Source organism: Serratia proteamaculans (assembly GCF_008830365.1).
Lineage (GTDB): Bacteria > Pseudomonadota > Gammaproteobacteria > Enterobacterales > Enterobacteriaceae > Serratia > Serratia proteamaculans.
On sequence record NZ_WBKI01000001.1, the window covers coordinates 193588 to 215249 of the forward strand.

Consider the following 21662-nt stretch of genomic DNA (forward strand, 5'->3'; position numbering starts at 1 on the left):
TCAACGAAATCTGAATTTTTTTTAAGCTCGTAATTAATCGCCGAAACGGGTAATGTTCCCACCCGTTTTCGGGCGAGGTGCGGGCGTTTTTTGCTCTCTTTTGACGAAAAATAGGCGATATAAGAAAAATGCCCGGTTTTGTTCATCGAAACGTGACTGTCATCAAACATTGCGCAGCCTATTTATTTTACTCTGCGTAATAATTCAAGGGGTGCTCAGACACCCTGAATTGCAGGGGTTTTTTCTCCCCCCCTTGCAACGCGAAGAATCGCGAAAAGTAGCAAAGCACTATTACTCAGGAGCACACTCAACTATGTTCAAGAACGCATTTGCAAACCTGCAAAAAGTAGGTAAGTCGCTAATGCTGCCGGTATCCGTATTGCCTATCGCAGGTATCCTGCTGGGCGTCGGTTCCGCCAACTTTAGCTGGCTACCTGCGGTAGTCTCACACGTGATGGCGGAAGCCGGCGGTTCCGTTTTCGCCAACATGCCGCTGATTTTTGCCATCGGTGTTGCCCTGGGCTTCACCAATAACGACGGTGTTTCCGCGTTAGCCGCAGTAGTGGCTTACGGCATCATGGTGAAAACCATGGCGGTGGTAGCACCGCTGGTGCTGCACCTGCCGGCTGAAGAGATTGCGGCCAAACACCTGGCGGATACCGGTGTGCTCGGGGGGATTATCTCCGGCTCCATCGCTGCCTATATGTTTAACCGCTTCTTCCGCATTCAATTGCCGGAATACCTGGGCTTCTTTGCCGGTAAGCGCTTTGTGCCGATTATTTCCGGCCTGGCGGCAATCGTTCTGGGCGTAGTGTTGTCCTTCATCTGGCCTCCAATCGGTACGGCTATCCAGACCTTCTCCCAGTGGGCGGCTTATCAGAACCCGGTCGTGGCGTTTGGTATCTACGGCGTGGTTGAACGTGCGCTGGTGCCGTTCGGTCTGCACCATATCTGGAACGTGCCGTTCCAAATGCAGATTGGTGAATACACCAACGCAGCGGGTCAGGTGTTCCACGGCGATATTCCACGTTATATGGCGGGTGACCCAACTGCGGGTAAACTGTCCGGTGGCTTCCTGTTTAAAATGTACGGTCTGCCTGCCGCTGCGATTGCCATCTGGCACTCAGCCAAGCCGGAAAACCGCGCAAAAGTCGGCGGTATCATGATCTCCGCTGCGCTGACCTCGTTCCTGACCGGTATCACCGAGCCGATCGAGTTCTCCTTCATGTTCGTTGCGCCGATCCTGTACGCAATCCATGCCATCCTGGCTGGCCTGGCGTTCCCGATCTGTATCCTGTTGGGGATGCGTGACGGCACCAGCTTCTCACACGGTCTGATCGACTTTATCGTTCTGAGCGGCAACAGCAGCAAAATCTGGCTGTTCCCAATCGTCGGTATCATCTACGGTCTGGTGTACTACACCATCTTCCGCGTGCTGATTGCCAAGCTGGATCTGAAAACCCCGGGTCGTGAAGACACGATTTCTGAGCAAGTTGCACAGGGCGGTTCTGAAATGTCTGCGGCGTTGGTACAGGCTTTCGGCGGTAAAGACAACATCACCAACCTGGATGCCTGCATCACCCGTCTGCGCGTTAGCGTGGCGGACGTGAGCAAGGTTGACCAGGCTGGCTTGAAAAAACTGGGTGCTGCCGGCGTAGTTGTCGCAGGCTCGGGTGTTCAGGCTATCTTTGGTACCAAATCTGACAACCTGAAAACGGATATGGACGAATACATCCGTAATCATTAATTCAGGTAGGGGAGTTTCAAAGGGAGGCGAAAGCCTCCCTTTTTTATTGGCGAGGATTTATTTTACTGAGTGCTTTTGCAGGTACTGTTCAAACACCGCCAGGGTGTCGTTAGAAATGTGATGTTCAATCCCTTCACTGTCCAGCTCCGCCGTATCATTCGGCACACCGAGACACACCAGCAGATCAACCACGATACGGTGACGGCGGCGTACCTTCTGCGCCAGTTGTTCACCTTCTTCCGTCAGAAAAACCCCACGATAAGGACGTGACTCCACCAGACCAGCACTTTTCAGCCGGGCGATATTTTTGATCGCGGTCGGATGCGAAACGCCAAAGCGCTTGGCGATATCGGTGGTTCTGGCTTCGCGGGTGGTCATCAACAGGTCGGCAATCAGCTCGACATAATCCTCGATCAGCGCATTAGACTGCGCCTCACGAGCGCGGGTGAACCGCAGGGCATGTTCAGCCTCGTCCGGCATTTCAGCCACCACGGGGCGTTCGGCGTCGTCTGGTGCGCTTGTTGCCATATTCTGAGACGTCCTTTAAACGTTAAACCAGTAAGTTGCAGGTTAATGCAGTTCCGCCATACGTTAGTCCAAAGGCGACGCATTATCAATTCGGCTGGTGCATTCGATGACAATAAGAAATATTTGTACACAAAGGCAGTGAATCTTCCATTTTGCATAAAGTGTAGCCGATGCTACATTGCTGTGAGTGTTGGGTGAAAAATAACCAGAAAAAGATTGAGGGTAAATCATGCGTGATGCGGCAACCACCACATCGTTAACCGAACGAACCAATACGGCAATTGGTAACGCACTTGCCGGGCGCAAGCGGGGTGCATTTACGCCGCTGCTGTTCGCCGGCCCCGCGGTGATTGCCTCTATTGCTTATATGGACCCCGGTAATTTCGCCACCAATATTCAAGCCGGTTCGAAATACGGCTATAGCCTGTTATGGGTGGTGGTGATGGCAAACCTGATCGCCATGCTGTTTCAGGCGCTGTCGGCCAAGCTGGGCATCGTCACCAACCGCAATTTGGCGGAAATGTGCCGTGACCAATTTTCGCGCCCGGTAGTGATCGGCATGTGGATACTCAGCGAAGTGGCGGCAATGGCTACCGATCTGGCTGAGTTCCTCGGTGGTGCAATAGCGCTGGCGTTACTGTTCCATATGCCACTGTTGCCAGGGATGGGAGTGACGGCAGTGATCACCTATGCCTTGCTGATGGTGGAGAAGAAAGGCTTTCGTCCGGTTGAACTGATGATCGGTGGGTTGGTCGCGGTGATTGCCCTGTGTTATCTGGTCGAGATGTTTATCGTGCCGGTCGATTGGGCGGCCGCGGGCATGGGCATGGTCACGCCGCAATTGCCGGATGCGCAGGCACTGACCATTGCCGTCGGCATCATTGGTGCTACCGTGATGCCGCACGCTATTTTCCTGCACTCTGGCCTGACCCAGCACCGTGCGCCGGCCAGTGACAAGGGCGAACGTCGCAAACTGCTGCGTTTTTCCAATATTGAGGTGGTCATTGCGCTGTCTATCGCCGGGCTGGTGAATATTGCCATGGTGATTATGGCCTCCAGCGCCTTCCATGCCGGGAATAGTGATGTGGCAGAAATTGGTACGGCATACCATACGCTGACCCCATTGTTTGGTGCGGCTGCCGCCGGTATCTTCCTGATGTCGCTGATTGCCTCCGGTATTTCCAGCTCGGTGGTGGGCACTATGGCGGGCCAGATGATCATGCAGGGGTTTGTCGGTTTCCGTATCCCTGTGTGGGTACGTCGTATGGTGACCATGATCCCGGCATTTATCGTGGTCGCGTTAGGGGTTAATGCCACTGATGCTCTGGTTTACAGCCAGGTGGTACTAAGCCTGGCACTGCCGGCCCCGATGATTGCGTTGGTGATGTTTACCCGTCGCCGCGACATTATGGGTGAGTTTGTGAATGGCCGCCTGACCAGCCTGCTGTCAATCATAGGTACGGTGATCATTCTTTCGCTCAATATGGTGTTACTGCTGCAGACCTTCGGCGTCGCTATCCCCGGTCTGGGCTGATCGGTAAGCCGTGCAGTGCTTGCTGTCACGGCTTATCGCCTCGTGATTAATCCCGTTAAGGCGTCGTTTTCTGCTGTGGGTTCTGACCACCGGTCAGGGCCTTCTCGTCGGCGGAAATGCTGCCGGTATTTGCCGCCCACACACCTTCCTGGGTTTTGGTCACTTTCTGATGTGTGGCATTCAGATTCTGACCAACAGCAGCAATGTGGTTGGATTCCACCCCGCCAGTATTTTCCCCCCAGGGGATGGTCTGATCGTTGGCCTGGGCCAGGCCGCCTAAAGCCATCGGCATCAACAGCAGTGCGACATTAATCAGGTTTTGTAGTCTCATCGTCTTAACCTCCACTTATGTCCATGGCACCCGGTTAGGGAATGCATGGCGTTATCAGGAAAATATAACGAGGGAGAGGGATAGCTAGGGTCAGTCGGGTTCTGGCTGGCGATAAGGGATCCACAATGCGCCCTGTTAGATCAGTGTAGGCAGTGGCACCAGCCAGAGTGGCCGCAGTAATGTAAGCGGAGCCCGCAATTGCTTACGGGGTATGTGAGTTTATTGCAAATGAAATAATTAACACCATTGATTTAATGTCTCGCGAGTAAGCCCTGGATATTTATTCTGTGCTATTACAAATTCCCCACACCTCCGTCGATCAACAATTCGCTGCCGACCATAAAGGCGGATTCGTCAGAGGCCAAAAACACCGCCGCCTTTGCCAGCTCCAGCGCCGTGCCCATGCGGCCGATCGGCACCAGTGCGCGGATCTCGTCACGCAAAGCCTGCTCATCGGCATCCTTCAACCCGAGCTTGCCCAGCGCCGGGGTTTCTGTCGGGCCGGGGCTGAGGCCATTAACCCGGATACCGCGCGGATGCAGTTCACCGGACAGCGTTCGGGCCAGCGACAGCAGGCCGGCTTTGCTGGCGGCGTAAACGTTGCTTAAAGGCAGGCCAATATGCGCGCTGACCGAGCCACACAAAATAATCGACGCCGGATTAGCCAACTGTGGCAACAGTGACTGGATCAGAAAGAACGGTCCCTTGAGATTGATGTCCATTAACCGCTGATAGCTCTGCTCATCCCACTCCTGCAACGGGTGGTGGGTGACGTCGCCAGCATTGATGTACAGTACATCGAGACGCGGCCAATGGCTTGCCAACTGTTGCGCCAAATCGCGCTGTTGGGCAATATCCCCGGCATCGCTGCGCAACAACAACACGTTGCCCAAAGCTTCACCCGCCGCGTCGAGGCCGCTTTGGCTGCGGCCGGTGATCGCCACGGTTGCACCTTCGGCAATAAACTGGCGCGCCGTTTCCAGACCAATCCCACTGGTGCCGCCGGTGATTAACGCGTATTTACCTTTAAGTCGTGACATAGCCCACTCCCGTTTGTTATCGATGCAGCCATTATTTGCGCTATAGTACCTTTTGCATAGTAGGCACCTTTTGGATACTAAAGGACAAGGTGGGATGAAATGACCAACTCCGGGCTTTCGACAGCGGAAAAAAATTTAGCGGCGTTACCGGCAGCGGGCGAACCTTGCCCGATGGTGGGTTTCGTGAATCTGGTGGCAGGGAAATGGGCGATTCCTATCCTCTACCGACTGATACTGATCGACAGCCCGGTGCGATTCAGCGAGCTGCAACGCGCAGTGGCACCGATCGCCCAGAAAGAGCTCACGCGGCAACTGCGGCAGTTTGAACAACGCGGTCTGGTCACGCGGCAGGTGTTCCCGGAGGTTCCTCCGCGAGTTGAATACCAGATTACGCCGCTGGGTAAAACGTTGCGTCCGACGCTCGACTCGTTGGCGAATTGGATGCGTACACACGCACCGCAGTTGATTGCGGATTAGTCGCCAATGCCCGGCGGGTTGATGGTGGAACGTGGGACTTTTTCATCGTGTTCACCCCAACGGTCCAGCACCTGGGCATATTCGCCGCTGACGATCACCCCATTGATGGCGGCGTTGATGGCTGCAACCAGACCGTTATCTTTTTTGGTTGTCACCGCCACGTAGGCCACGTTTGGACCAATCCCAACCATTTTGGTTTTGCCGGTCAGCGCCGCCTTATAGGCACCGGTGGAGTGTGGGCCGAAGAATGCGTCGGTGCGTCCGGACTGAATGCTCAGGTTGGCGGCGGCGTCATCGGTGACATAAATCGGCTGCACCGGTGCCAGGCCGTTGGCACGGTTCTGCTTATCCCAGCCAAGCAGGATGTTTTCCTGATTGGTCCCCGAGCCGACAATAATCCGCAGCCCGGCAACGTCCGCGGGCTGGTTGATTGAGGTGATTTTGCTGGTGGATTTCACATAAAAGCCCAGCGTATCCACGCGGTAGGTGGCGAAATCAAACTTGGTTTTGCGCAGCTTGGTCACGGCAATATTGAAAATGGCGGCATCGTACTTGCCCGAGTTGATCCCGAGTGGCCAGTCTTCCCAGGAGGTGGGTACCAGATTAAGCTCTAGCCCCAGGCTGTCCGCCACCAGTTGTGCAATATCCGGGTCGCTGCCAATCAGCGTTTTATTGTCTTCGGCAAACAGCGCCAGTGGCGGGGAATTTTCAGACGCCACCGCTACGGTTAGCTTGCCCGGTACGGCAAAAGGATAATTAGCCGGGATCAGTGCCACCGCGGCTGGATTTTTCGCCGCACGCAAATGTTGCTGATTGGCCTGCAGGTCAATAATACTTTTGGTTTCAGCTGCGGCATGGCCGCACAGCAGCAGCGTGCACAACGCCAGGGTTTTGAATCGCATGTTGTTCTCTATCCGTTGTTAATCATAGGGTTACTATTGGCGGCGGCAACAGGCAAGTAAAGCAACAATAGTGAATAACCAAAGTGAAAAAAATCAGATGATTGCCGCCGGGCAACTCTGACAGTGGCGCGATGACCCTGACCGGTTGTCTGATTCTGCATCACTCAACACGGAAAGTGCGCAATCAGGTTGAAAGCAGTAGAATTTGTCACTCATACTGCGTACAGCTTATTTTCCTCTACAAGGAACGCCAGATGGCCGAAGAAACGATTTTCAGTAAAATTATCCGCCGCGAAATCCCTGCTGATGTGGTCTACCAGGACGAACTGGTCACCGCTTTCCGTGATATCTCACCTCAGGCTCCGACCCATATTCTGATCGTCCCCAATGTGTTGATCCCTACCATCAATGATGTCACCGTCGAACATGAAGCTGCGCTCGGCCGCATGATCACCGCTGCGGCGAAAATTGCCGAGCAGGAAGGCATCGCCGAAGACGGTTACCGCCTGATTGTTAACTGCAATCGCCATGCTGGCCAGGAGGTCTATCATATTCATATGCATTTGGTCGGTGGCCGTTCGTTGGGGCCGCTGCTGTCTCGCTAACCGAGGAAAATCATGCGCTCTAGCAAAACCCTGTGTTGTCTGATGGCGCTGACGTTACCCGCCGTCATACTGATGGGCTGCAGTAGCCCGCGCGGCATTGCGGTCAACGATCGACAGACGGTAGTGATGGACTCGCCGGTGCTGACTGCGGGCATTCTGGCTGACAATCCGTCGATCTCGAATGCCTCCGGGCGCGTGATGGCGACTTCGGAACTCAGCAACAGTCAACCCACGCCGGTAACGGTGCACTATCGTTTTTACTGGTATGACGATCAGGGGCTGGATATTCGGCCTTTTGAAGCGCCACGTAGTATCACTATTGCGCCAAATTCAGACGCTACCATTTATTCGCTCAATGGCAACCTCGATGCCAAACGCGTGCGTCTGTATCTATTCTTGTAAACTCTTGGTCCAGTGAGAGAGGAATTAATGAAAAAGTATCTATTTGTAGCGCTGGCTGCGTTGGTGTTAACCGGCTGTCTGTCGCGCCCGCCGGAGCCGGAACAACCGCAACCGCCAGTGACCGTTGAGCCGGTGAAGCCACCGGTCGAAGAGCCACAACCGCCGGTCACCGAACCGGTACCGCAGCCGCCAAAAATTCAGCAGCTCGACTGGCTGAGCAGTGTACAGCCGCTGGTGAACCAGATGCTGAAAGCCGACGGCGTCAATCCGGGCAGCGTACTGCTGCTGGACAGCGTGAAAAACAACACCAACGGCGCACTGCAGACTTCGAAAGCGACATCCGCACTGCACAAAGCGTTGGCGTCGAATCAGACCTTCTCCATCGTACCGGAAGCGCAGTTGGCAAGCGCCAAACAGACGCTGGGCCTGTCGGTGGATGACAGCCTGGGGTCACGCAGCAAGGCAATTGGCCTGGCGCGGATCGTCAGCGCACAGTACGTGCTGTACAGCGACGTCAGCGGCGACGTGAAGTCACCTACGCTGGATATGCAACTGATGCTGGTACAAAGCGGTGAAATCGTCTGGTCAGGCAATGGCGCCGTTACACACTGAAGCCGCCCTGCGAAGACTGATTGAGAACCAACTGCCGGCGGTGAAAACCGCCGGTTGTCGTTTCAGCCCGGTGCAGGGCCTGACCGGTGAAAGCTGGCGCGTTGAAGGCGAGGGTGTACAACTCTTGGCCCGCCAGCAAAGCGCAGAGAAAAGCGCGTTGGGCGTCAGTCGTCGACGTGAAGCGCGGATGCTGTGCCGTGCGGGCAAGGGGATTGGTCCGCAGGTTTTAGCGCAGAATAATCAGTGGATTATCTTGCAGTGGCTCGATGGTGACGTTGTCACAGCGGCGGAGTTCGCTCAACTGAATAAGTGCGGAGATTTAGCGGCGTTAATGGCGGGCTTGCATCGACAGCCGCTGAGTGGCTACTCCCTGGACCTGCAGCGGCAATTCGCACACTATTGGCCGCAGTTGGATCCACAGCGCCTGACGCCCGCTTGGCTACGACTGCATCAACACTTCCTGCATCGTCGCCCGCCAACGCCGCTGAAACGGGCACCGCTGCATATGGATATTCACCCTGGCAATTTGATCGCCGATGGCGATCGCCTGCGTTTGATTGATTGGGAGTATGCGGCCGACGGAGATATCGCGCTGGACATCGCCGCGCTGTTTCGCGGTAACGCCTGGCCGCCCGCCGACCAACAGCGTTATTTGCAGCAATATGTTCGCACTGGCTACTCAGATTTACCCTTGCTGCACGCACAGGTTCAGCGCTGGCTGCCGTGGGTAGATTATCTGATGCTGCTATGGTTTGAAGTACGCTGGCAACAAACCGGCGATCCTGAATTTTTGCGCTGGGGCGCAGTGTTGCACCGGCGTTTTTGTTTAATATCCCCATGTTCTGAATGAATAATGAAGTGAGGTGGCCGTGGGCCCAGTAATGCTAGATGTCGCCAGCTATGAGCTGGACGCAGAAGAACGTGAGATCCTGAAACACCCGCTGGTGGGCGGCCTGATCCTGTTCACCCGTAATTTCCACGATGCACAGCAGTTGCGTGAACTGGTGCGTCAGATCCGCGAAGCTTCGCACCATCGGTTGGTGGTGGCAGTGGATCAGGAAGGCGGCCGCGTGCAGCGTTTCCGCGAAGGTTTCACCCGTTTACCGGCGGCGCAGTCATTTGCCGCATTAAACGAAGCGCATGAGGGCGGGCGTCTGGCACAGGAAGCCGGCTGGTTGATGGCGGCGGAAATGATAGCTCAGGATATCGACATCAGCTTCGCGCCGGTGTTGGATATTGGCCACGTCAGCGCGGCGATTGGCGAGCGCTCGTTCCACAGCGATCCGCAGCAGGCGTTGGCGATGGCCGAGCGTTTCATCCTGGGCATGCACAGCGCCGGGATGAAAACTACCGGCAAGCATTTCCCGGGGCACGGTGCCGTCAGTGCGGATTCGCATAAAGAAACCCCACGAGATCCGCGTCCGCTGGCGGAGATCCGCGAACATGATATGACGATCTTCCGTGAGTTGATTAATCGTCAGTTGCTGGACGCCGTGATGCCGGCGCATGTCATCTATACTGAAGCAGACCCACGTCCCGCCAGTGGCTCGCCTTACTGGCTAAAACAGATCCTGCGCCAGGAGTTGGGGTTTGACGGCGTTATCTTCTCGGACGATCTGTCGATGGAAGGGGCGGCGATTATGGGCAGCTATGCCGAACGCGGCCAGGCTGCATTGGATGCCGGTTGTGACATGATCCTGGTGTGTAATAACCGTGCAGGGGCGGTCAGCGTGCTGGATAACCTGTCCCCGGTCAAAGCAGACCGGGTGAAGCAGTTATATCATCGCGGTCAGTTCACCCGTCAGGAGCTGCGTGATTCTGCGCGCTGGCAGCAGGCGCATAAAGAGCTGAATGCGCTCAGCGAGCGCTGGGAAGAGCACAAACAGCGTAATGCGGGGTGAACCCAGGGCGTCGTAATGCGGCGTAAACGATGAGGGCTGCGGCGCGGCCCTCTGCTTGTTGCGAGGATCCATATGATTATCTATTTACATGGCTTTGATTCCACCAGCCCCGGCAATCATGAAAAGGTATTACAGCTACAGTTTATCGATCCAGACGTGCGCTTTATCAGTTACAGCACCTTGCATCCACGCCATGACATGCAGCATTTGTTGAAAGAGGTGGACAAGGCGGTTCAGCAGGGAGGAGATCCACACACGCTGATTTGCGGAGTGGGCTTGGGCGGCTTTTGGGCCGAACGTATCGGCTTTCTGTGCGGCATCCGGCAGGTGATCTTCAACCCCAATCTGTCCCCTGAACAACATATGCAAGGCAAAATCGATCGGCCGGAAGAGTACCGCGATATCGCCACCAAGTGCGTGGAAGATTTCCGTGAGAAAAACCGCGATCGCTGCTTGGCGGTGCTTTCCCGCCACGACGAAGTGCTGGACAGTCAACTCAGTGCCGACCTGCTGCACAAGTACTATGAAATTGTCTGGGATGAACAGCAGACTCACAAGTTCAAAAACCTCTCACCGCACCTGCAACGCATCAAAGCTTTCAAGACCCAGGCTTAACAGTTTCATAACGCCCGTGAGTGCCGCACTGATTGCTTTGAACAGGCAAAATTTGCGGCATTTCTTTGCCAAAAAGCGGTTTTTTTCCCGTTGGGCGATAAAATCCAAAACTGTGACCCAGCGCTAACTATTTGAATCACAATCCTCAAAATTCCCCTTCGTCCAGGCTTTAACCAAAAAAGTTTGATGTACATCAATTTTGGTATGACCAAATAACCCCACATGCTATTCTGGCTTTAGATAGCAGGTTTATTTTAAGCGAACCCTATGTATTCTAAGGATATTATTTGTTTACCCTTAGGCAACAATTGGTTCACATTTAGGGGGTTATTTTGACAACGCCAAAGAAAAAAATCGTCATTGTGGGCGGTGGTGCCGGTGGTCTGGAACTGGCAACCAGCCTGGGCCATAAGCTCGGTCGCAAGCACAAGGCAGACATCACGCTGGTGGATCGTAATCACAGCCATCTGTGGAAACCCTTGCTGCATGAAGTAGCAACCGGCTCCCTGGATGACGGCGTCGACGCGCTGAGCTACCTGGCGCACGCGCGTAATCACTCGTTTAGCTTCCAACTGGGTTCGTTGACCAACATTAACCGTGAAACGCAAACTCTGCATTTGGCGCAAATCTGCGACGAGCAGGGCGGCGAACTGGTGCCGGAGCGCGAGTTGTCTTACGACATCCTGGTAATGGCGCTGGGCAGTACTTCGAACGATTTCGGTACCGCGGGCGTAAAAGATCACTGCATCTTCCTGGATAACCCACACCAGGCGCGTCGTTTCCACAACGAAATGCTGAACCTGTTCCTCAAGTTCTCGGCACAGCCGGGGCAAAAAGAGCGGGTGAACATTGCTATCGTCGGGGGCGGTGCCACTGGTGTGGAACTGTCCGCCGAGCTGCATAATGCGGTGAAACAACTGCACAGCTATGGTTTTGAAGGCCTGGATAACAGCGCGCTGAACGTGACTCTGGTCGAGGCGGGTGAACGTATTCTGCCTGCGTTGCCGCCGCGTATTTCCGCCGCTGCACATCAGGAACTGAATAAACTGGGTGTGCGCGTGCTGACCAACACCATGGTGACCAGCGCGGATGCCAACGGCCTGAACACCAAGGGTGGCGAATTTATCGATGCCGATCTGATGGTATGGGCCGCCGGTATCAAGGCGCCGGACTTTATGAAGGACATCGCCGGGCTGGAAACCAACCGCATTAATCAACTGGTGGTAGAACCCACGCTGCAGACCACGCGCGATCCGAACATTTTTGCTATTGGTGACTGCGCCTCTTGCCCGAAAGAAGGCGGTGGTTTTGTTCCACCACGCGCCCAGTCGGCGCACCAGATGGCATCACGCTGCTTTACCAACATTCTGGCGCTGATGAACGGTCAGACGCTGAAGCCGTACGTATATAAAGACCACGGCTCGCTGGTATCTCTGTCCCGGTTCAGCACCGTTGGCAGTCTGATGGGCAACCTGATGCGTGGCTCGATGATGGTAGAAGGCCGCATTGCGCGCTTTGTCTACATCTCGCTGTACCGTATGCACCAGGTGGCTTTGCACGGCTATATCAAAACCGGCCTGATGATGCTGGTCGGCGGCATCAACCGGGTTATCCGCCCGCGTTTGAAAATGCACTAACAGCCGCCGATCTAGCCCCACCCACGCCGGTTCGCCCGCGTGGGTTTTTTTATGCCGGCACCTGTGTGATAGGCTGATTATTCAGCACAATGTCCCGTGGCTATGGGTAAAAGTCTTAAGATTCTTCCTAAACACTGGGGGGAGGCGTGATTTCCGGCATCTTTGGTCACATTGTCTTATTGCGAGGATCTGGAACATTGTGCAGACTTTATCTTGTTTACAGACGGCGCGTCGCGCACGCCGTAAACCGGAATACCACGTGCCGCCAATGCGCAAAATAATAAGCGCGGTGCAATGTCGGTAAAGTCCCCGGTACAAATGCGTGGTAACACTTTCAGGAGGATTTCCTGTGAACAAGTCAATGTTAGCCGGTGTGGGTATTGGTATTGCAGCAGCTCTGGGTATTGCTGCGGTGGCCAGTCTTGATGTTTTTTCTTCCGGTCCGCAATACGCGCAGGTTCTTGCTGCAACGCCGATTAAAGAAACCATCAAAACTCCGCGTCAGGAATGCCGAAATGTGACCGTCACTCACCGTGCGCCAGTTCAGGATGAGAATCGCATTGCCGGTTCGGTTCTGGGGGCAGTCGCCGGTGGTGTTATTGGCCATCAGTTCGGTGGTGGTCGTGGCCGTGATGTAGCGACGGTGGTCGGTGCCCTTGGCGGTGGTTATGCCGGTAACCAGGTGCAGGGTGCGATGCAGAATAACGACAGCACCACCAGCACGCAGCAGCGTTGCAAAACGGTCTACGACAAGTCACAGAAAATGCTGGGTTACGATGTGACCTACAAGATTGGCACTCAGCAGGGCAAGATCCGTATGGATCACGATCCAGGCACTCAGATCCCGCTGGATAAAAGCGGCCAACTGGTGCTGAACAAAGCTTAATCAACAGATAAGAATTAAACCCGCGGGCAGTGTTAGTTCTGATCGTTTAACGCAGTTAAGCGAGCGGCATTAATATTGACGCGGGTTTCTGCATTCTATAAGCCAGTGATTTTCCCCGCAGGCCAGTATTGACGCGATTTTCGAACTAATGTATCCGTGCGATTTATCCGGGCATACCTTCAATAGTGCAACAGTGTTTGTTATATTATTGTGCAGTTGAGTGGGTGTGATGGCGTAATGCCGCACCGACCAAACCCGAGTATTTGGTCTCCCGGAGACAGAGATAATAATATGTTAGATTTTCGCTTTCCGACTGCGATGCAAATGGTACTTAGCGTGGCCGTGGCTGAGAAGCTGGGTGTGCGTTCGACCAGCGCGGTACTTGCCGCCGGTCTGGAAGCCAACCCCAGTTTTATTCGCAAGCTGATGGTGCCCTTGACCAAAAATGGCATCATTGTCTCGACCCTGGGCCGTACCGGCTCGATTCATCTGGGTCGCCCGGCGGAACAGATCACCCTGCGGGATATCTATTTGTCGGTGATTGACGATAAACGTATCTGGGCTGCCCGACCTGAAGGGCCGGCGCGTTGCCTGGTCAGCGCCAATGCCTGCTGGTATTTCAAGTCGGTGGTAAATGAGGCGGAAGAAGCGTCGCTGGACGTGCTGGCACGCCACACGGTAGCCGATGCCTTGGCCGAGCTGGAGCGGGGCGATAAACGTGCCTGCGCAGAATATACCGCCCTTGCGGTCAAAGACGCAGAGACGGCAGAAAAATAAGCGGCGCTAAATATCAAGACGAAGAAGCCCGGTTTTTTAAACCGGGCTTTTTTATGGCGGGGGCAGGCGAATTACTCTGCTGCGGGTTGTCGCGTTTTACGCGTCACCATACGGCGCAGGGTGACGTAGAACACCGGGGTGAGGAACAGCCCGAACAGCGTAACCCCGAGCATGCCGGAAAACACCGTGATGCCAGTGACACCACGGACTTCGGCACCGGCGCCGTGCCCCAGGATCAGTGGGATAGTCCCGGCGATAAAGGCGATGGAGGTCATCACTATTGGTCGCAGTCGCAGGCGACAGGCTTCCAGTGCCGCTTCCATGATGCTTCTGCCCTGTAGTTCCAGTTCACGGGCGAACTCGACGATCAAAATGGCATTTTTACAGGCCAGCCCCATCAATACCACCAGCCCCACCTGCACGAACACATTGTTGTCACCGCCGGTCAGCCAGACACCGAACAGGGCTGACAGCATGGTCATCGGTACGATCAGGATCACTGCCAATGGCAGCGTCCAGCTTTCGTACAGCGCGGCCAGCGCCAGGAAGGCCAACAGCACCGCTACCGGGAACACAATAATCGCCGCATTGCCCTGGGTAGACTGTTGGTAGCTCAGATCGGTCCACTGAATGTTCATGCCGTTCGGCAACAGCTTGTTGGCCATCACCGTCAGTTCGCTCATCGCCTGTGACGATGACAGCACTCGTGGATCGGCATCACCAATCAGATCCGCCGCCGGGAAACCGTTGTAGCGGATCACCGGGTCCGGGCCATAAGTGGTGCTGATGCTGACCATGCTACCAATCGGCACCATTTCCCCCTTATCGTTACGGGTGCGCAGGTTGGCGATATCCTCCACGCTGTCACGGAACTGGCCGTCGGCCTGCGCCATCACCTTCCAGGTGCGGCCATAGCGGTTGAAGTCATTGATATAAGACGAACCGAGATAGGTTTGTAACGTGCTGAACAGGGCATTGAGCGGTACCCCTTGTGCCTTGGCCTTGTCGCGGTCAATTTTCGCGTCCAGCTGCGGCACGTTAGCCTGATAAGACGAGATCGGGAAACCCATGCCCGGCGTTTGCATGATAGCGCCCGACATCGTATTGATCGCGGTTTGCAAGGCACCATACCCCAGACCGGCGCGGTCCTGAATATACAGCGAGTAACCCGACCCCTGGCCAATACCGAGGATCGGCGGTGGCATAATCGAGAAGGCGAATCCTTCCTGGATCTGCGAAATCTTGGCGTTGATCTCGGCATTGATCTGCGCCGCGCTGCGGGTACGGGTGCTTAATGACTCCAGCGCAAAGAACACGGTGCCGGTGTTGGGCGTATTGGTAAACTGCAATGCATTCAGCCCGGGGAAGGAGACCGCATCGGTTACCCCGTCCACGCTCAGGCCGATGGCGCTCATCTTGCGGATCACCGCGTCGGTACGTTCCAGCGACGCGCCCTCCGGCATTTTCACCCCGCCAATCAGGTAAAGTTTATCCTGAGTCGGGATAAATCCACCGGGTACGGTTTTAAACATCACTCCGGCGGCGCACAGCAGCAGCACATACACTACGAATACAGCGCCACGTTTGCCCAGCGCCCGAGAAACCCCACGCTGATAACGCTGTGAACTGCTGGCAAAGAAGCGGTTAAACGGACGGAACAGCCAGCCGAACAACCGATCAATCAGGCGTGATGGCATGTCTTTCGGCGCACCATGCGGCTTCAACAGCAACGCCGCCAATGCCGGTGACAGGGTCAACGAGTTGATAGCCGAGATCACGGTTGAAATGGCGATAGTCACGGCGAACTGTTTATAGAACTGACCGGTTACGCCGGACAGGAAGGCCATGGGCACGAACACCGCGCACAGCACGACGGCGATGGCGATAATCGGGCCGGATACTTCGCGCATCGCCTGATGCGCTGCCGCCAGCGGTGACAGACCCTCTTCGATATTACGCTCGACGTTCTCCACCACTACGATGGCATCATCGACCACGATGCCGATGGCCAGCACCAGCCCAAACAGGCTCAGCGTATTGAGCGAAAAGCCTAATAAATAGAGCGCCGCAAAGGTACCGACGATCGAGATTGGCACCGCCAGCAGTGGAATGATCGACGCACGCCAGGTTTGCAGAAACAGAATCACCACCAGAACGACCAGCAGCACCGCTTCGAGCAGGGTATCTACCACCGAACTGATCGAGTCGCGCACGAAGACCGTCGGGTCGTACGGCGATTGCCAGCTCATGCCGTCCGGAAAACGGGTCGACAACTCGGCCATTTTGGCCCGCACAGCATTGGACAGCTCAATGGCATTGGCGCCCGGCGCCTGGAAGATACCGATCCCTACCGCATCCTTATTATTGAGCTGGGCACGCAGCGCGTAGCTGCCGGAGCCCATTTCAATGCGTGCCACGTCACGCAGACGCACGACCTCGCCATTGTCGCCGCTTTTGAGAATGATATTACCGAACTCTTCCTCGGTCTGCAGACGGCCTTGCGCATTGATCGACAGCAAATAATCGCTGCGGGTCGGCATCGGTTCTGCACCCAGTTGCCCGGCGGAAACCTGCACGTTTTGTTCTTGCATGGCCGAGACCACATCGGAGGCCGTCAGCCCGCGTGAGGCGACCTTGTTCGGATCCAGCCAGATGCGCATTGCGTACTCACCGGCACCGAAAATCTGCACCTGGCCGATACCCGGCAGGCGGGCCAGCTCATCCTTGACCTTCAGGGTGGCGTAGTTACGCAGGTAGAGTGAATCGTATTTGCCGGAAGGGGAGACCAGATGCACCACCAGCGTCAGAGCCGGGGACTGCTTCTGGGTAGTCACCCCTTGTCGCCGCACATCTTCCGGCAAGCGCGCTTCGGCCTGCGCCACGCGGTTTTGCACCTGTACCTGCGCCTGATCCGGATCGGTCCCTGGGCGGAAGGTCACGGTGGTCACCAGTACGCCGTCAGAACCGGCTACCGACTTCATGTACATCATGTTTTCGACGCCGTTGATCGCTTCTTCCAGCGGCGTTGCCACGGTTTCGGCGATCTCTTTCGGGTTAGCGCCCGGGTATTGGGCACGCACCTGCACACTGGGCGGCACCACGTCCGGGTATTCGCTGATCGGCAGCAGCGGGATGGCGATAACACCGCCAACAAAAATCAGGATCGACAACACCGCGGCAAATATCGGTCGGTCGATGAAAAAACGGGAAAAGTCCATGGCTCAGGATCCTCTGCTGGGGCTTAGTTAAGCGCGGAGGCGGTGTTCGCCACGGTTTTGGCATTGACCGGCATGCCCGGCATAAACACTTTTTGCATACCGTCGACGATCACCCGGTCGCCTGCAGCCAGGCCTTTTTGCACAATACGTAACCCGTCGGCCACCCGGCCCACTTCGATATCGCGTCGCTGCGCCTTGCCGTCTTTATCGACGATATAAACAAACTTGCGGTCCTGATCGGTCAAGACCGATTTATCGTTGATCAGCATGGCGTTAAACACGGCACTGCCGGGCATTTGCACCCGTGCAAACAGTCCTGGGGTAAAGCGACGGTCAGCGTTTTCCAGCAGGGCGCGCATGCGGATGGTGCCGGTACCGGCATTCAGCTGGTTGTCGGTGAAATCAACGGTGCCCTGATGCGGATAGCCATCTTCGCCGACCAGCCCGACCTTCACTGGCAGTTTTGCCGTGCGTCGGCCATCATTCTGATAACGCAAGAAAGTGGCTTCATCGACGTCGAAATAGACATAAACCTTGTCGAGTGACACCAGCGTGGTGAGCACACTGGCGCTGTCGCCGGTGGTGACCAGGTTCCCGGCGGTGATCATTGCCCGGCTGGCGCGCCCGTCAATCGGCGCAATCACCCGGGTAAAGTCGAGGTTCAGCTGCGCCAGATCGAACTGGGCCTGAGCCGCCAATACGTTGCTCTGTGCCTGTGCGGCGGAAGAGCGGCGCTGTTCCCATACCTCGGTTGAAATCGCCTGGCTACCGATCAGTTTTTCGGTGCGGCCGGATTCGCTGCGGGCCAGTGCTGCCTGATTGCGTGCCCGTACCAGTTCGGCCTGTGCCTGTTCACGAGCGGCGCGATAGGTACGATCGTCGATGGTGAACAGCACCTGGCCTTTCTTCACCTCATCGCCCTCGGTGTAATTCACTTTGTCGATATAACCGGAGACCCGTGGCCGTAGCTGGACGCTTTGCACCGCCTCGATCCGACCGTTAAAGGCATCCCACTGGCTGATGGGTTTTATCACCACGTCGGCGGTGCTGACGGCCGGTGGAGGCGGCGCGGCATTTTGCGCGACGCTGTTGTCACACCCGGCCAACAGCACCGTCAGCAGCGCGACGGCTGAGAGGCGTAGGCTGAAACCGATACCGTTTGGGCTGCGGTGTGAATGGAACAATGAGTCAAGCTGGCTTGGCATTATTTTTATTTCCAGTAGTGAGCACGATCAGGCGATATACCCGGCCCTGTTATCCGGGCAACTTCTCCGGCCTGTGACCGGCGGCAGAGCAGTTGCACCCGTCATTGGCACAACGGTTAGGTTTTGAAACATATTCTTGTCACATTAATGTATCAATATCGGTTGCATTAATTGGCTGGATTATAGAAGTGCCCATCCATTAAATGCAATAATAAAAATTGCATTTAATGCGAAACTGCTGCAACGTAATGACATCGGGCAGCGGATCTCTCTGCCAATGTCATGGGAGCGTCAGCATGAACAGCACGGGTTTTATTACTGATTTGATTGAGTGGATTGACAATAATCTGGAAGAGAAGCTGGATATCAACACCGTGGCGGGGCGAGCGGGATATTCCAAATGGCACCTGCAACGGATGTTCAAACGCCAGACCGGCTATGCGCTGGGGGAATATATCCGCATGCAGAAGCTGAGAGTTTCGGCGGAACGGCTGGCCAACAGCGGTGAACCGATCGTCAGCGTGGCAATCTCACTCGGCTTTGACTCGCAACAATCCTTCAATCGCAGTTTTAAACGCCACTATGGCCAAACACCGGGTGACTGGCGCCGCGCCGTGATGCAACCCTCTATGGCGGCTAACCGTACGCACTGAGGCAGAATAAAGACAACAAAAAAGCCTGAACTCGCGTTCAGGCTTTTTCTTTAAAATATGGCGGTGAGGGAGGGGTTGATTCGCTGCGCTCACCCTACGGGCCGCCTTTGGCGGTCCAAAACGCATGCGTTTTGTCAAACCCTGTCGAGGGTTCTCACCCTCCCGGTCGGTATGATATGCAAAAAAAAGTCTGGAGGTTAATCCAGACTTTCTCTTTAAAATATGGCGGTGAGGGAGGGGTTCGAACCCTCGATACACTTACGCGTATACACACTTTCCAGGCGTGCTCCTTCAGCCACTCAGACACCTCACCGTATTTTGTTGTTGCGTACTCACTGGTGCAACGGGGCGCTACTATAGGGAGAGAGGGCGATCCGGTCAAGCAGAATTTCTGCGTTTCGGTGCGTCCGCTTAAGCCGTGTTCGCTTTGCTGAAAACTGCGGCGAACAGCATGAGTAGAGGCTTTGCAACGTAATTCCCTGTGCCGCAGACAACAAAAAAGCCTGAACTTGCGTTCAGGCTTTCTCGTGGAATATGGCGGTGAGAGAGGGGTTCGAACCCTCGATACACTTACGCGTATACACACTTTCCAGGCGTGCTCCTTCAGCCACTCAGACACCTCACCGTTTTACTTCATCGCTAACGCATTGCGCTGTCGACGGGCGCTAATGTAGGAGAATCTGATCCCAGCGTCAACCCTCTTGTGACATAACCATGACTGTTTAGCTAAACTTCCAGCAATTTGCTGATTTCCCGAGCGATCGGCCACCATGTCGTATGAATCGATGGGGGAGGCATGGCGTAAAATCATATAGCAGACTAATATTTGAGCGCTCCAGTATGCGTTAGCTCAATATATCAGCAATGATGATGTTAGTAGTGCTTTTATATGCATTAATACTGGATTATTAGTCATATGTGTCGCTAAATGGAAGAGTGCTGGCGCGGGGTTTTGGCAAGGATTATCACACCGCCGCGCAGGTTGCCGGGCATTGCTTCGGTGATAAAGCAGACAGGGATTGATCTATCAAATAATAATGCAGCAGAGGTTCACTTTGACTTTATCGGATCCTACGGCAGGGCCGCAGCGGCATGCCATTCCCCCGGGGGCCGGGGCACTGTTCTTTATCCAAATCTTCGCCACGTTGGGTTTTGCCGTGCTGTACTCCACATTGGTGCTTTACGCCACCAAGCGTCTGGGGTTCAGCGAGAGTAATGCCAATGCCATGATGGGCGTCTTCGGCGCGTTCAATTACGGTCTGCATATGTTCGGGGGGTATTTGGGAGGGCGTTTCCTCAGTAACCGCAATCTGTTCGTGTTGGGCATGGTGTTGCAGGTGATCGGCTGCGCGTTGATCGCCGTCGCGGGCGTCTGTGGGCTCTACTGGGGCCTGGCGATGTTCCTGACTGGTAGTGGACTGAATGTCACCTGCATTAATATGATGCTTACCCAGCGCTTCAAGCCGGATGACGATCGGCGCGAGTCGGCCTTTTTGTGGAACTATGCTGGGATGAACCTGGGGTTCTTTGTCGGCTTTACCGTGGCCGGCTATTATCAACTGACCGAAAACTACCGCGCACTGTTCCTGTTCGCTACCTTGGGTAACGCGGCAGCGATCATCGTCGCCGTAAGCCGTTGGCGCATCCTGGCCGATCTCAACACGCCGCTGCACGACGCCAACCGTTCACAATACCGCTGGCGCATGCTGGTCGGGTTGGCGGTACTGGTCGCGCTGGTGCCCATCATCCGCGTGATGCTGACCCATGCCGAGTTCAGCGGCCACTTCGTGATTGGCCTCGGCGTGCTGATTTTTCTAATGCTGTGCGTGGTCACATTACGCCATCATCCGCGTGACGAGCGTCGCCGGATGACCGCTTATCTGATCCTGGCGTTGGGGTCCCTGGTGTTTTGGGCGCTGTACCAGTTGGCTCCAATGGGGCTGATGCTGTTCTCCGAGCACAATATCGATCTGAACGTTTATGGCATTCAGGTGGCACCACAGTGGATCCAGAACATCAATACGCTGGTGATCGTGGTCGGTGGACCGCTGATGGCCTGGTGGTTTAACCGCCTGCGAGCGCGCGGCTGCAAGATCGACATTCCGATGCAGTTCTCCGGTTCGCTGTTTTGCATTGGGTTAGGCATGTTGGTGTTGCCGTTGGGCATCAGCCTGGCCGGCGGTGACGGGCTGGTGGCGTTTAAATGGATTGTCATTAGTTACGTATTGCAGAGCATGGGTGAACTGATGATTTCCCCGATCGGCTACGCGATGATTGGCAAACTGGTACCACCGCGCTATCAGGGAATCATGATGGGCTGCTGGATGATGGTCACTGGCGTCGCTTCGGTATTGGCGGGCTATGTCTCCGGTCTGATGCCGGTAAACAGCGGCAGCACCCCGGTGCTAACCAACCCCGGCTACAGCGAGGTGTTCAGTGCGCTGGGCTGGGGAGCAGCAGGCGTCGGCGTGGTGATGTTGATACTGATCCCGCTGCTGCGTCGGCTAATCCGGCACGATACGCCTGTCGCCGTCTGAGATCCCGCAGTATAAAAACAGCCCCACTGGTCGGGGCTGTTTTCATTTTGGGCTT

The 21662-nt window shown here is 55.4% G+C and carries 20 protein-coding genes, 2 tRNA genes and 1 other RNA gene; 14 read left to right on the forward strand and 9 right to left on the reverse strand.

Features of this window, described 5'->3' with window-relative positions; translation table 11 throughout:
• Positions 1 to 313 precede the first annotated feature (313 nt).
• Positions 314 to 1747 (forward strand): PTS glucose transporter subunit IIBC, encoded by a 1434-nt coding sequence (ptsG, locus tag F8R23_RS00930; RefSeq protein WP_099062529.1) that lies wholly within the window; start codon positions 314 to 316, stop codon positions 1745 to 1747.
• A 57-nt stretch (positions 1748 to 1804) separates the two neighbouring features.
• Here the strand turns inward: ptsG and mntR are convergent, their stop codons facing one another.
• The gene (mntR, locus tag F8R23_RS00935) at positions 1805 to 2275 is read right to left on the reverse strand and encodes a manganese-binding transcriptional regulator MntR (protein ID WP_099062487.1); all 471 of its coding nucleotides are present in this window, start codon (positions 2273 to 2275) and stop codon (positions 1805 to 1807) included.
• A 229-nt stretch (positions 2276 to 2504) separates the two neighbouring features.
• On the opposite strand from mntR, the gene F8R23_RS00940 reads away from it, so the two are divergent.
• Entirely contained in the window at positions 2505 to 3809 is a 1305-nt protein-coding gene (locus tag F8R23_RS00940; protein ID WP_129934956.1) for an Nramp family divalent metal transporter, read from the forward strand.
• 55 nt (positions 3810 to 3864) lie between these two features.
• Here the strand turns inward: F8R23_RS00940 and F8R23_RS00945 are convergent, their stop codons facing one another.
• Both F8R23_RS00945 and F8R23_RS00950 read right to left on the reverse strand, forming a co-directional pair.
• Positions 3865 to 4140 carry a hypothetical protein gene (locus F8R23_RS00945; protein ID WP_129938769.1) on the reverse strand — a complete coding sequence of 92 codons (276 nt, stop codon included), beginning with the start codon at positions 4138 to 4140 and terminating at the stop codon, positions 3865 to 3867.
• 293 nt (positions 4141 to 4433) lie between these two features.
• A complete protein-coding gene (locus F8R23_RS00950) occupies positions 4434 to 5180 on the reverse strand; it encodes an SDR family oxidoreductase (protein ID WP_129934955.1) in 747 nt (248 codons plus the stop codon).
• A gap of 99 nt (positions 5181 to 5279) precedes the next feature.
• Between F8R23_RS00950 and F8R23_RS00955 the strand changes: the two genes are divergently transcribed.
• A complete protein-coding gene (locus tag F8R23_RS00955; RefSeq protein WP_112348132.1) occupies positions 5280 to 5657 on the forward strand; it encodes a winged helix-turn-helix transcriptional regulator in 378 nt (125 codons plus the stop codon).
• Here F8R23_RS00955 and F8R23_RS00960 read toward each other — a convergent pair.
• Positions 5654 to 6559: a transporter substrate-binding domain-containing protein gene (locus F8R23_RS00960; RefSeq protein WP_151415149.1), complete on the reverse strand. Its 906-nt coding sequence runs from the start codon at positions 6557 to 6559 to the stop codon at positions 5654 to 5656. The genes F8R23_RS00955 and F8R23_RS00960 overlap by 4 nt on opposite strands.
• A 254-nt stretch (positions 6560 to 6813) precedes the next feature.
• On the opposite strand from F8R23_RS00960, the gene hinT reads away from it, so the two are divergent.
• The 9 genes from hinT (at position 6814) to F8R23_RS01005 (ending at position 13994) form a co-directional block, all read left to right on the forward strand.
• Positions 6814 to 7164 carry a purine nucleoside phosphoramidase gene (gene hinT, locus F8R23_RS00965; RefSeq protein ID WP_020826355.1) on the forward strand — a complete coding sequence of 117 codons (351 nt, stop codon included), beginning with the start codon at positions 6814 to 6816 and terminating at the stop codon, positions 7162 to 7164.
• 12 nt (positions 7165 to 7176) lie between these two features.
• A complete protein-coding gene (locus F8R23_RS00970) occupies positions 7177 to 7566 on the forward strand; it encodes a YcfL family putative periplasmic lipoprotein (protein ID WP_129934954.1) in 390 nt (129 codons plus the stop codon).
• Between the two features lie 27 nt (positions 7567 to 7593).
• Positions 7594 to 8178, forward strand: a complete 585-nt coding sequence (lpoB, locus tag F8R23_RS00975; RefSeq protein WP_099062480.1) for a penicillin-binding protein activator LpoB — start codon at positions 7594 to 7596, stop codon at positions 8176 to 8178.
• Complete coding sequence (locus tag F8R23_RS00980) at positions 8159 to 9028, forward strand: phosphotransferase (protein WP_151415150.1); 870 nt, start codon at positions 8159 to 8161, stop codon at positions 9026 to 9028. Before lpoB ends, F8R23_RS00980 begins: the two co-directional genes overlap by 20 nt.
• A 31-nt stretch (positions 9029 to 9059) precedes the next feature.
• Positions 9060 to 10079: a beta-N-acetylhexosaminidase gene (nagZ, locus tag F8R23_RS00985; RefSeq protein WP_112348127.1), complete on the forward strand. Its 1020-nt coding sequence runs from the start codon at positions 9060 to 9062 to the stop codon at positions 10077 to 10079.
• A gap of 72 nt (positions 10080 to 10151) precedes the next feature.
• Positions 10152 to 10694: an alpha/beta hydrolase YcfP gene (ycfP, locus tag F8R23_RS00990; protein WP_112348126.1), complete on the forward strand. Its 543-nt coding sequence runs from the start codon at positions 10152 to 10154 to the stop codon at positions 10692 to 10694.
• Positions 10695 to 11026: 332 nt separating this feature from the next.
• On the forward strand, positions 11027 to 12331 hold the full coding sequence (locus F8R23_RS00995) for an NAD(P)/FAD-dependent oxidoreductase (RefSeq protein ID WP_112348125.1): 1305 nt from the start codon (positions 11027 to 11029) through the stop codon (positions 12329 to 12331).
• 349 nt (positions 12332 to 12680) lie between these two features.
• Positions 12681 to 13217: a glycine zipper 2TM domain-containing protein gene (locus tag F8R23_RS01000; protein ID WP_170287969.1), complete on the forward strand. Its 537-nt coding sequence runs from the start codon at positions 12681 to 12683 to the stop codon at positions 13215 to 13217.
• Between the two features lie 291 nt (positions 13218 to 13508).
• Positions 13509 to 13994, forward strand: coding sequence for an RrF2 family transcriptional regulator (locus tag F8R23_RS01005; RefSeq protein ID WP_112348124.1), 486 nt, complete (start codon positions 13509 to 13511; stop codon positions 13992 to 13994).
• Positions 13995 to 14065: 71 nt separating this feature from the next.
• Here the strand turns inward: F8R23_RS01005 and sdeB are convergent, their stop codons facing one another.
• Together sdeB and F8R23_RS01015 are read right to left on the reverse strand one after the other, a co-directional pair.
• Positions 14066 to 17212, reverse strand: a complete 3147-nt coding sequence (sdeB, locus tag F8R23_RS01010) for a multidrug efflux RND transporter permease subunit SdeB (RefSeq protein ID WP_129934952.1) — start codon at positions 17210 to 17212, stop codon at positions 14066 to 14068.
• Between the two features lie 23 nt (positions 17213 to 17235).
• Complete coding sequence (locus F8R23_RS01015; protein ID WP_112348123.1) at positions 17236 to 18417, reverse strand: efflux RND transporter periplasmic adaptor subunit; 1182 nt, start codon at positions 18415 to 18417, stop codon at positions 17236 to 17238.
• Between the two features lie 296 nt (positions 18418 to 18713).
• Here F8R23_RS01015 and F8R23_RS01020 point away from each other — a divergent pair, with 296 nt between their 5' ends.
• A complete protein-coding gene (locus F8R23_RS01020) occupies positions 18714 to 19070 on the forward strand; it encodes a helix-turn-helix domain-containing protein (protein WP_112348122.1) in 357 nt (118 codons plus the stop codon).
• A 58-nt stretch (positions 19071 to 19128) separates the two neighbouring features.
• Here the strand turns inward: F8R23_RS01020 and F8R23_RS01025 are convergent.
• From F8R23_RS01025 to F8R23_RS01035, 3 genes are all read right to left on the reverse strand, one after another.
• A non-coding RNA gene (locus F8R23_RS01025) (RtT sRNA) lies at positions 19129 to 19248 on the reverse strand.
• Positions 19249 to 19293: 45 nt separating this feature from the next.
• A tRNA-Ser gene (locus tag F8R23_RS01030) sits at positions 19294 to 19383 on the reverse strand.
• Positions 19384 to 19605: 222 nt separating this feature from the next.
• Positions 19606 to 19695 (reverse strand) — tRNA-Ser (locus F8R23_RS01035).
• Between the two features lie 412 nt (positions 19696 to 20107).
• On the opposite strand from F8R23_RS01035, the gene F8R23_RS01040 reads away from it, so the two are divergent.
• A complete protein-coding gene (locus tag F8R23_RS01040) occupies positions 20108 to 21607 on the forward strand; it encodes a peptide MFS transporter (RefSeq protein ID WP_129938764.1) in 1500 nt (499 codons plus the stop codon).
• Positions 21608 to 21662: the final 55 nt, after the last annotated feature.

What these genes read in the sequence shown, in the direction of transcription:
- sdeB (WP_129934952.1), bottom strand. Translation starts at nt 17,212, where the DNA reads ATGGACTTTTCCCGTTTTTTCATCGACCGACCGATATTTGCCGCGGTG.
- F8R23_RS00945 (WP_129938769.1), bottom strand. Translation starts at nt 4,140, where the DNA reads ATGAGACTACAAAACCTGATTAATGTCGCACTGCTGTTGATGCCGATG.
- F8R23_RS00955 (WP_112348132.1), top strand. Translation starts at nt 5,280, where the DNA reads ATGACCAACTCCGGGCTTTCGACAGCGGAAAAAAATTTAGCGGCGTTA.
- F8R23_RS00980 (WP_151415150.1), top strand. Translation starts at nt 8,159, where the DNA reads ATGGCGCCGTTACACACTGAAGCCGCCCTGCGAAGACTGATTGAGAAC.
- F8R23_RS00950 (WP_129934955.1), bottom strand. Translation starts at nt 5,180, where the DNA reads ATGTCACGACTTAAAGGTAAATACGCGTTAATCACCGGCGGCACCAGT.
- F8R23_RS00940 (WP_129934956.1), top strand. Translation starts at nt 2,505, where the DNA reads ATGCGTGATGCGGCAACCACCACATCGTTAACCGAACGAACCAATACG.
- nagZ (WP_112348127.1), top strand. Translation starts at nt 9,060, where the DNA reads ATGCTAGATGTCGCCAGCTATGAGCTGGACGCAGAAGAACGTGAGATC.
- F8R23_RS01015 (WP_112348123.1), bottom strand. Translation starts at nt 18,417, where the DNA reads ATGCCAAGCCAGCTTGACTCATTGTTCCATTCACACCGCAGCCCAAAC.
- hinT (WP_020826355.1), top strand. Translation starts at nt 6,814, where the DNA reads ATGGCCGAAGAAACGATTTTCAGTAAAATTATCCGCCGCGAAATCCCT.
- lpoB (WP_099062480.1), top strand. Translation starts at nt 7,594, where the DNA reads ATGAAAAAGTATCTATTTGTAGCGCTGGCTGCGTTGGTGTTAACCGGC.
- ycfP (WP_112348126.1), top strand. Translation starts at nt 10,152, where the DNA reads ATGATTATCTATTTACATGGCTTTGATTCCACCAGCCCCGGCAATCAT.
- ptsG (WP_099062529.1), top strand. Translation starts at nt 314, where the DNA reads ATGTTCAAGAACGCATTTGCAAACCTGCAAAAAGTAGGTAAGTCGCTA.
- mntR (WP_099062487.1), bottom strand. Translation starts at nt 2,275, where the DNA reads ATGGCAACAAGCGCACCAGACGACGCCGAACGCCCCGTGGTGGCTGAA.
- F8R23_RS00970 (WP_129934954.1), top strand. Translation starts at nt 7,177, where the DNA reads ATGCGCTCTAGCAAAACCCTGTGTTGTCTGATGGCGCTGACGTTACCC.
- F8R23_RS01020 (WP_112348122.1), top strand. Translation starts at nt 18,714, where the DNA reads ATGAACAGCACGGGTTTTATTACTGATTTGATTGAGTGGATTGACAAT.
- F8R23_RS01040 (WP_129938764.1), top strand. Translation starts at nt 20,108, where the DNA reads ATGCAGCAGAGGTTCACTTTGACTTTATCGGATCCTACGGCAGGGCCG.
- F8R23_RS01005 (WP_112348124.1), top strand. Translation starts at nt 13,509, where the DNA reads ATGTTAGATTTTCGCTTTCCGACTGCGATGCAAATGGTACTTAGCGTG.
- F8R23_RS00960 (WP_151415149.1), bottom strand. Translation starts at nt 6,559, where the DNA reads ATGCGATTCAAAACCCTGGCGTTGTGCACGCTGCTGCTGTGCGGCCAT.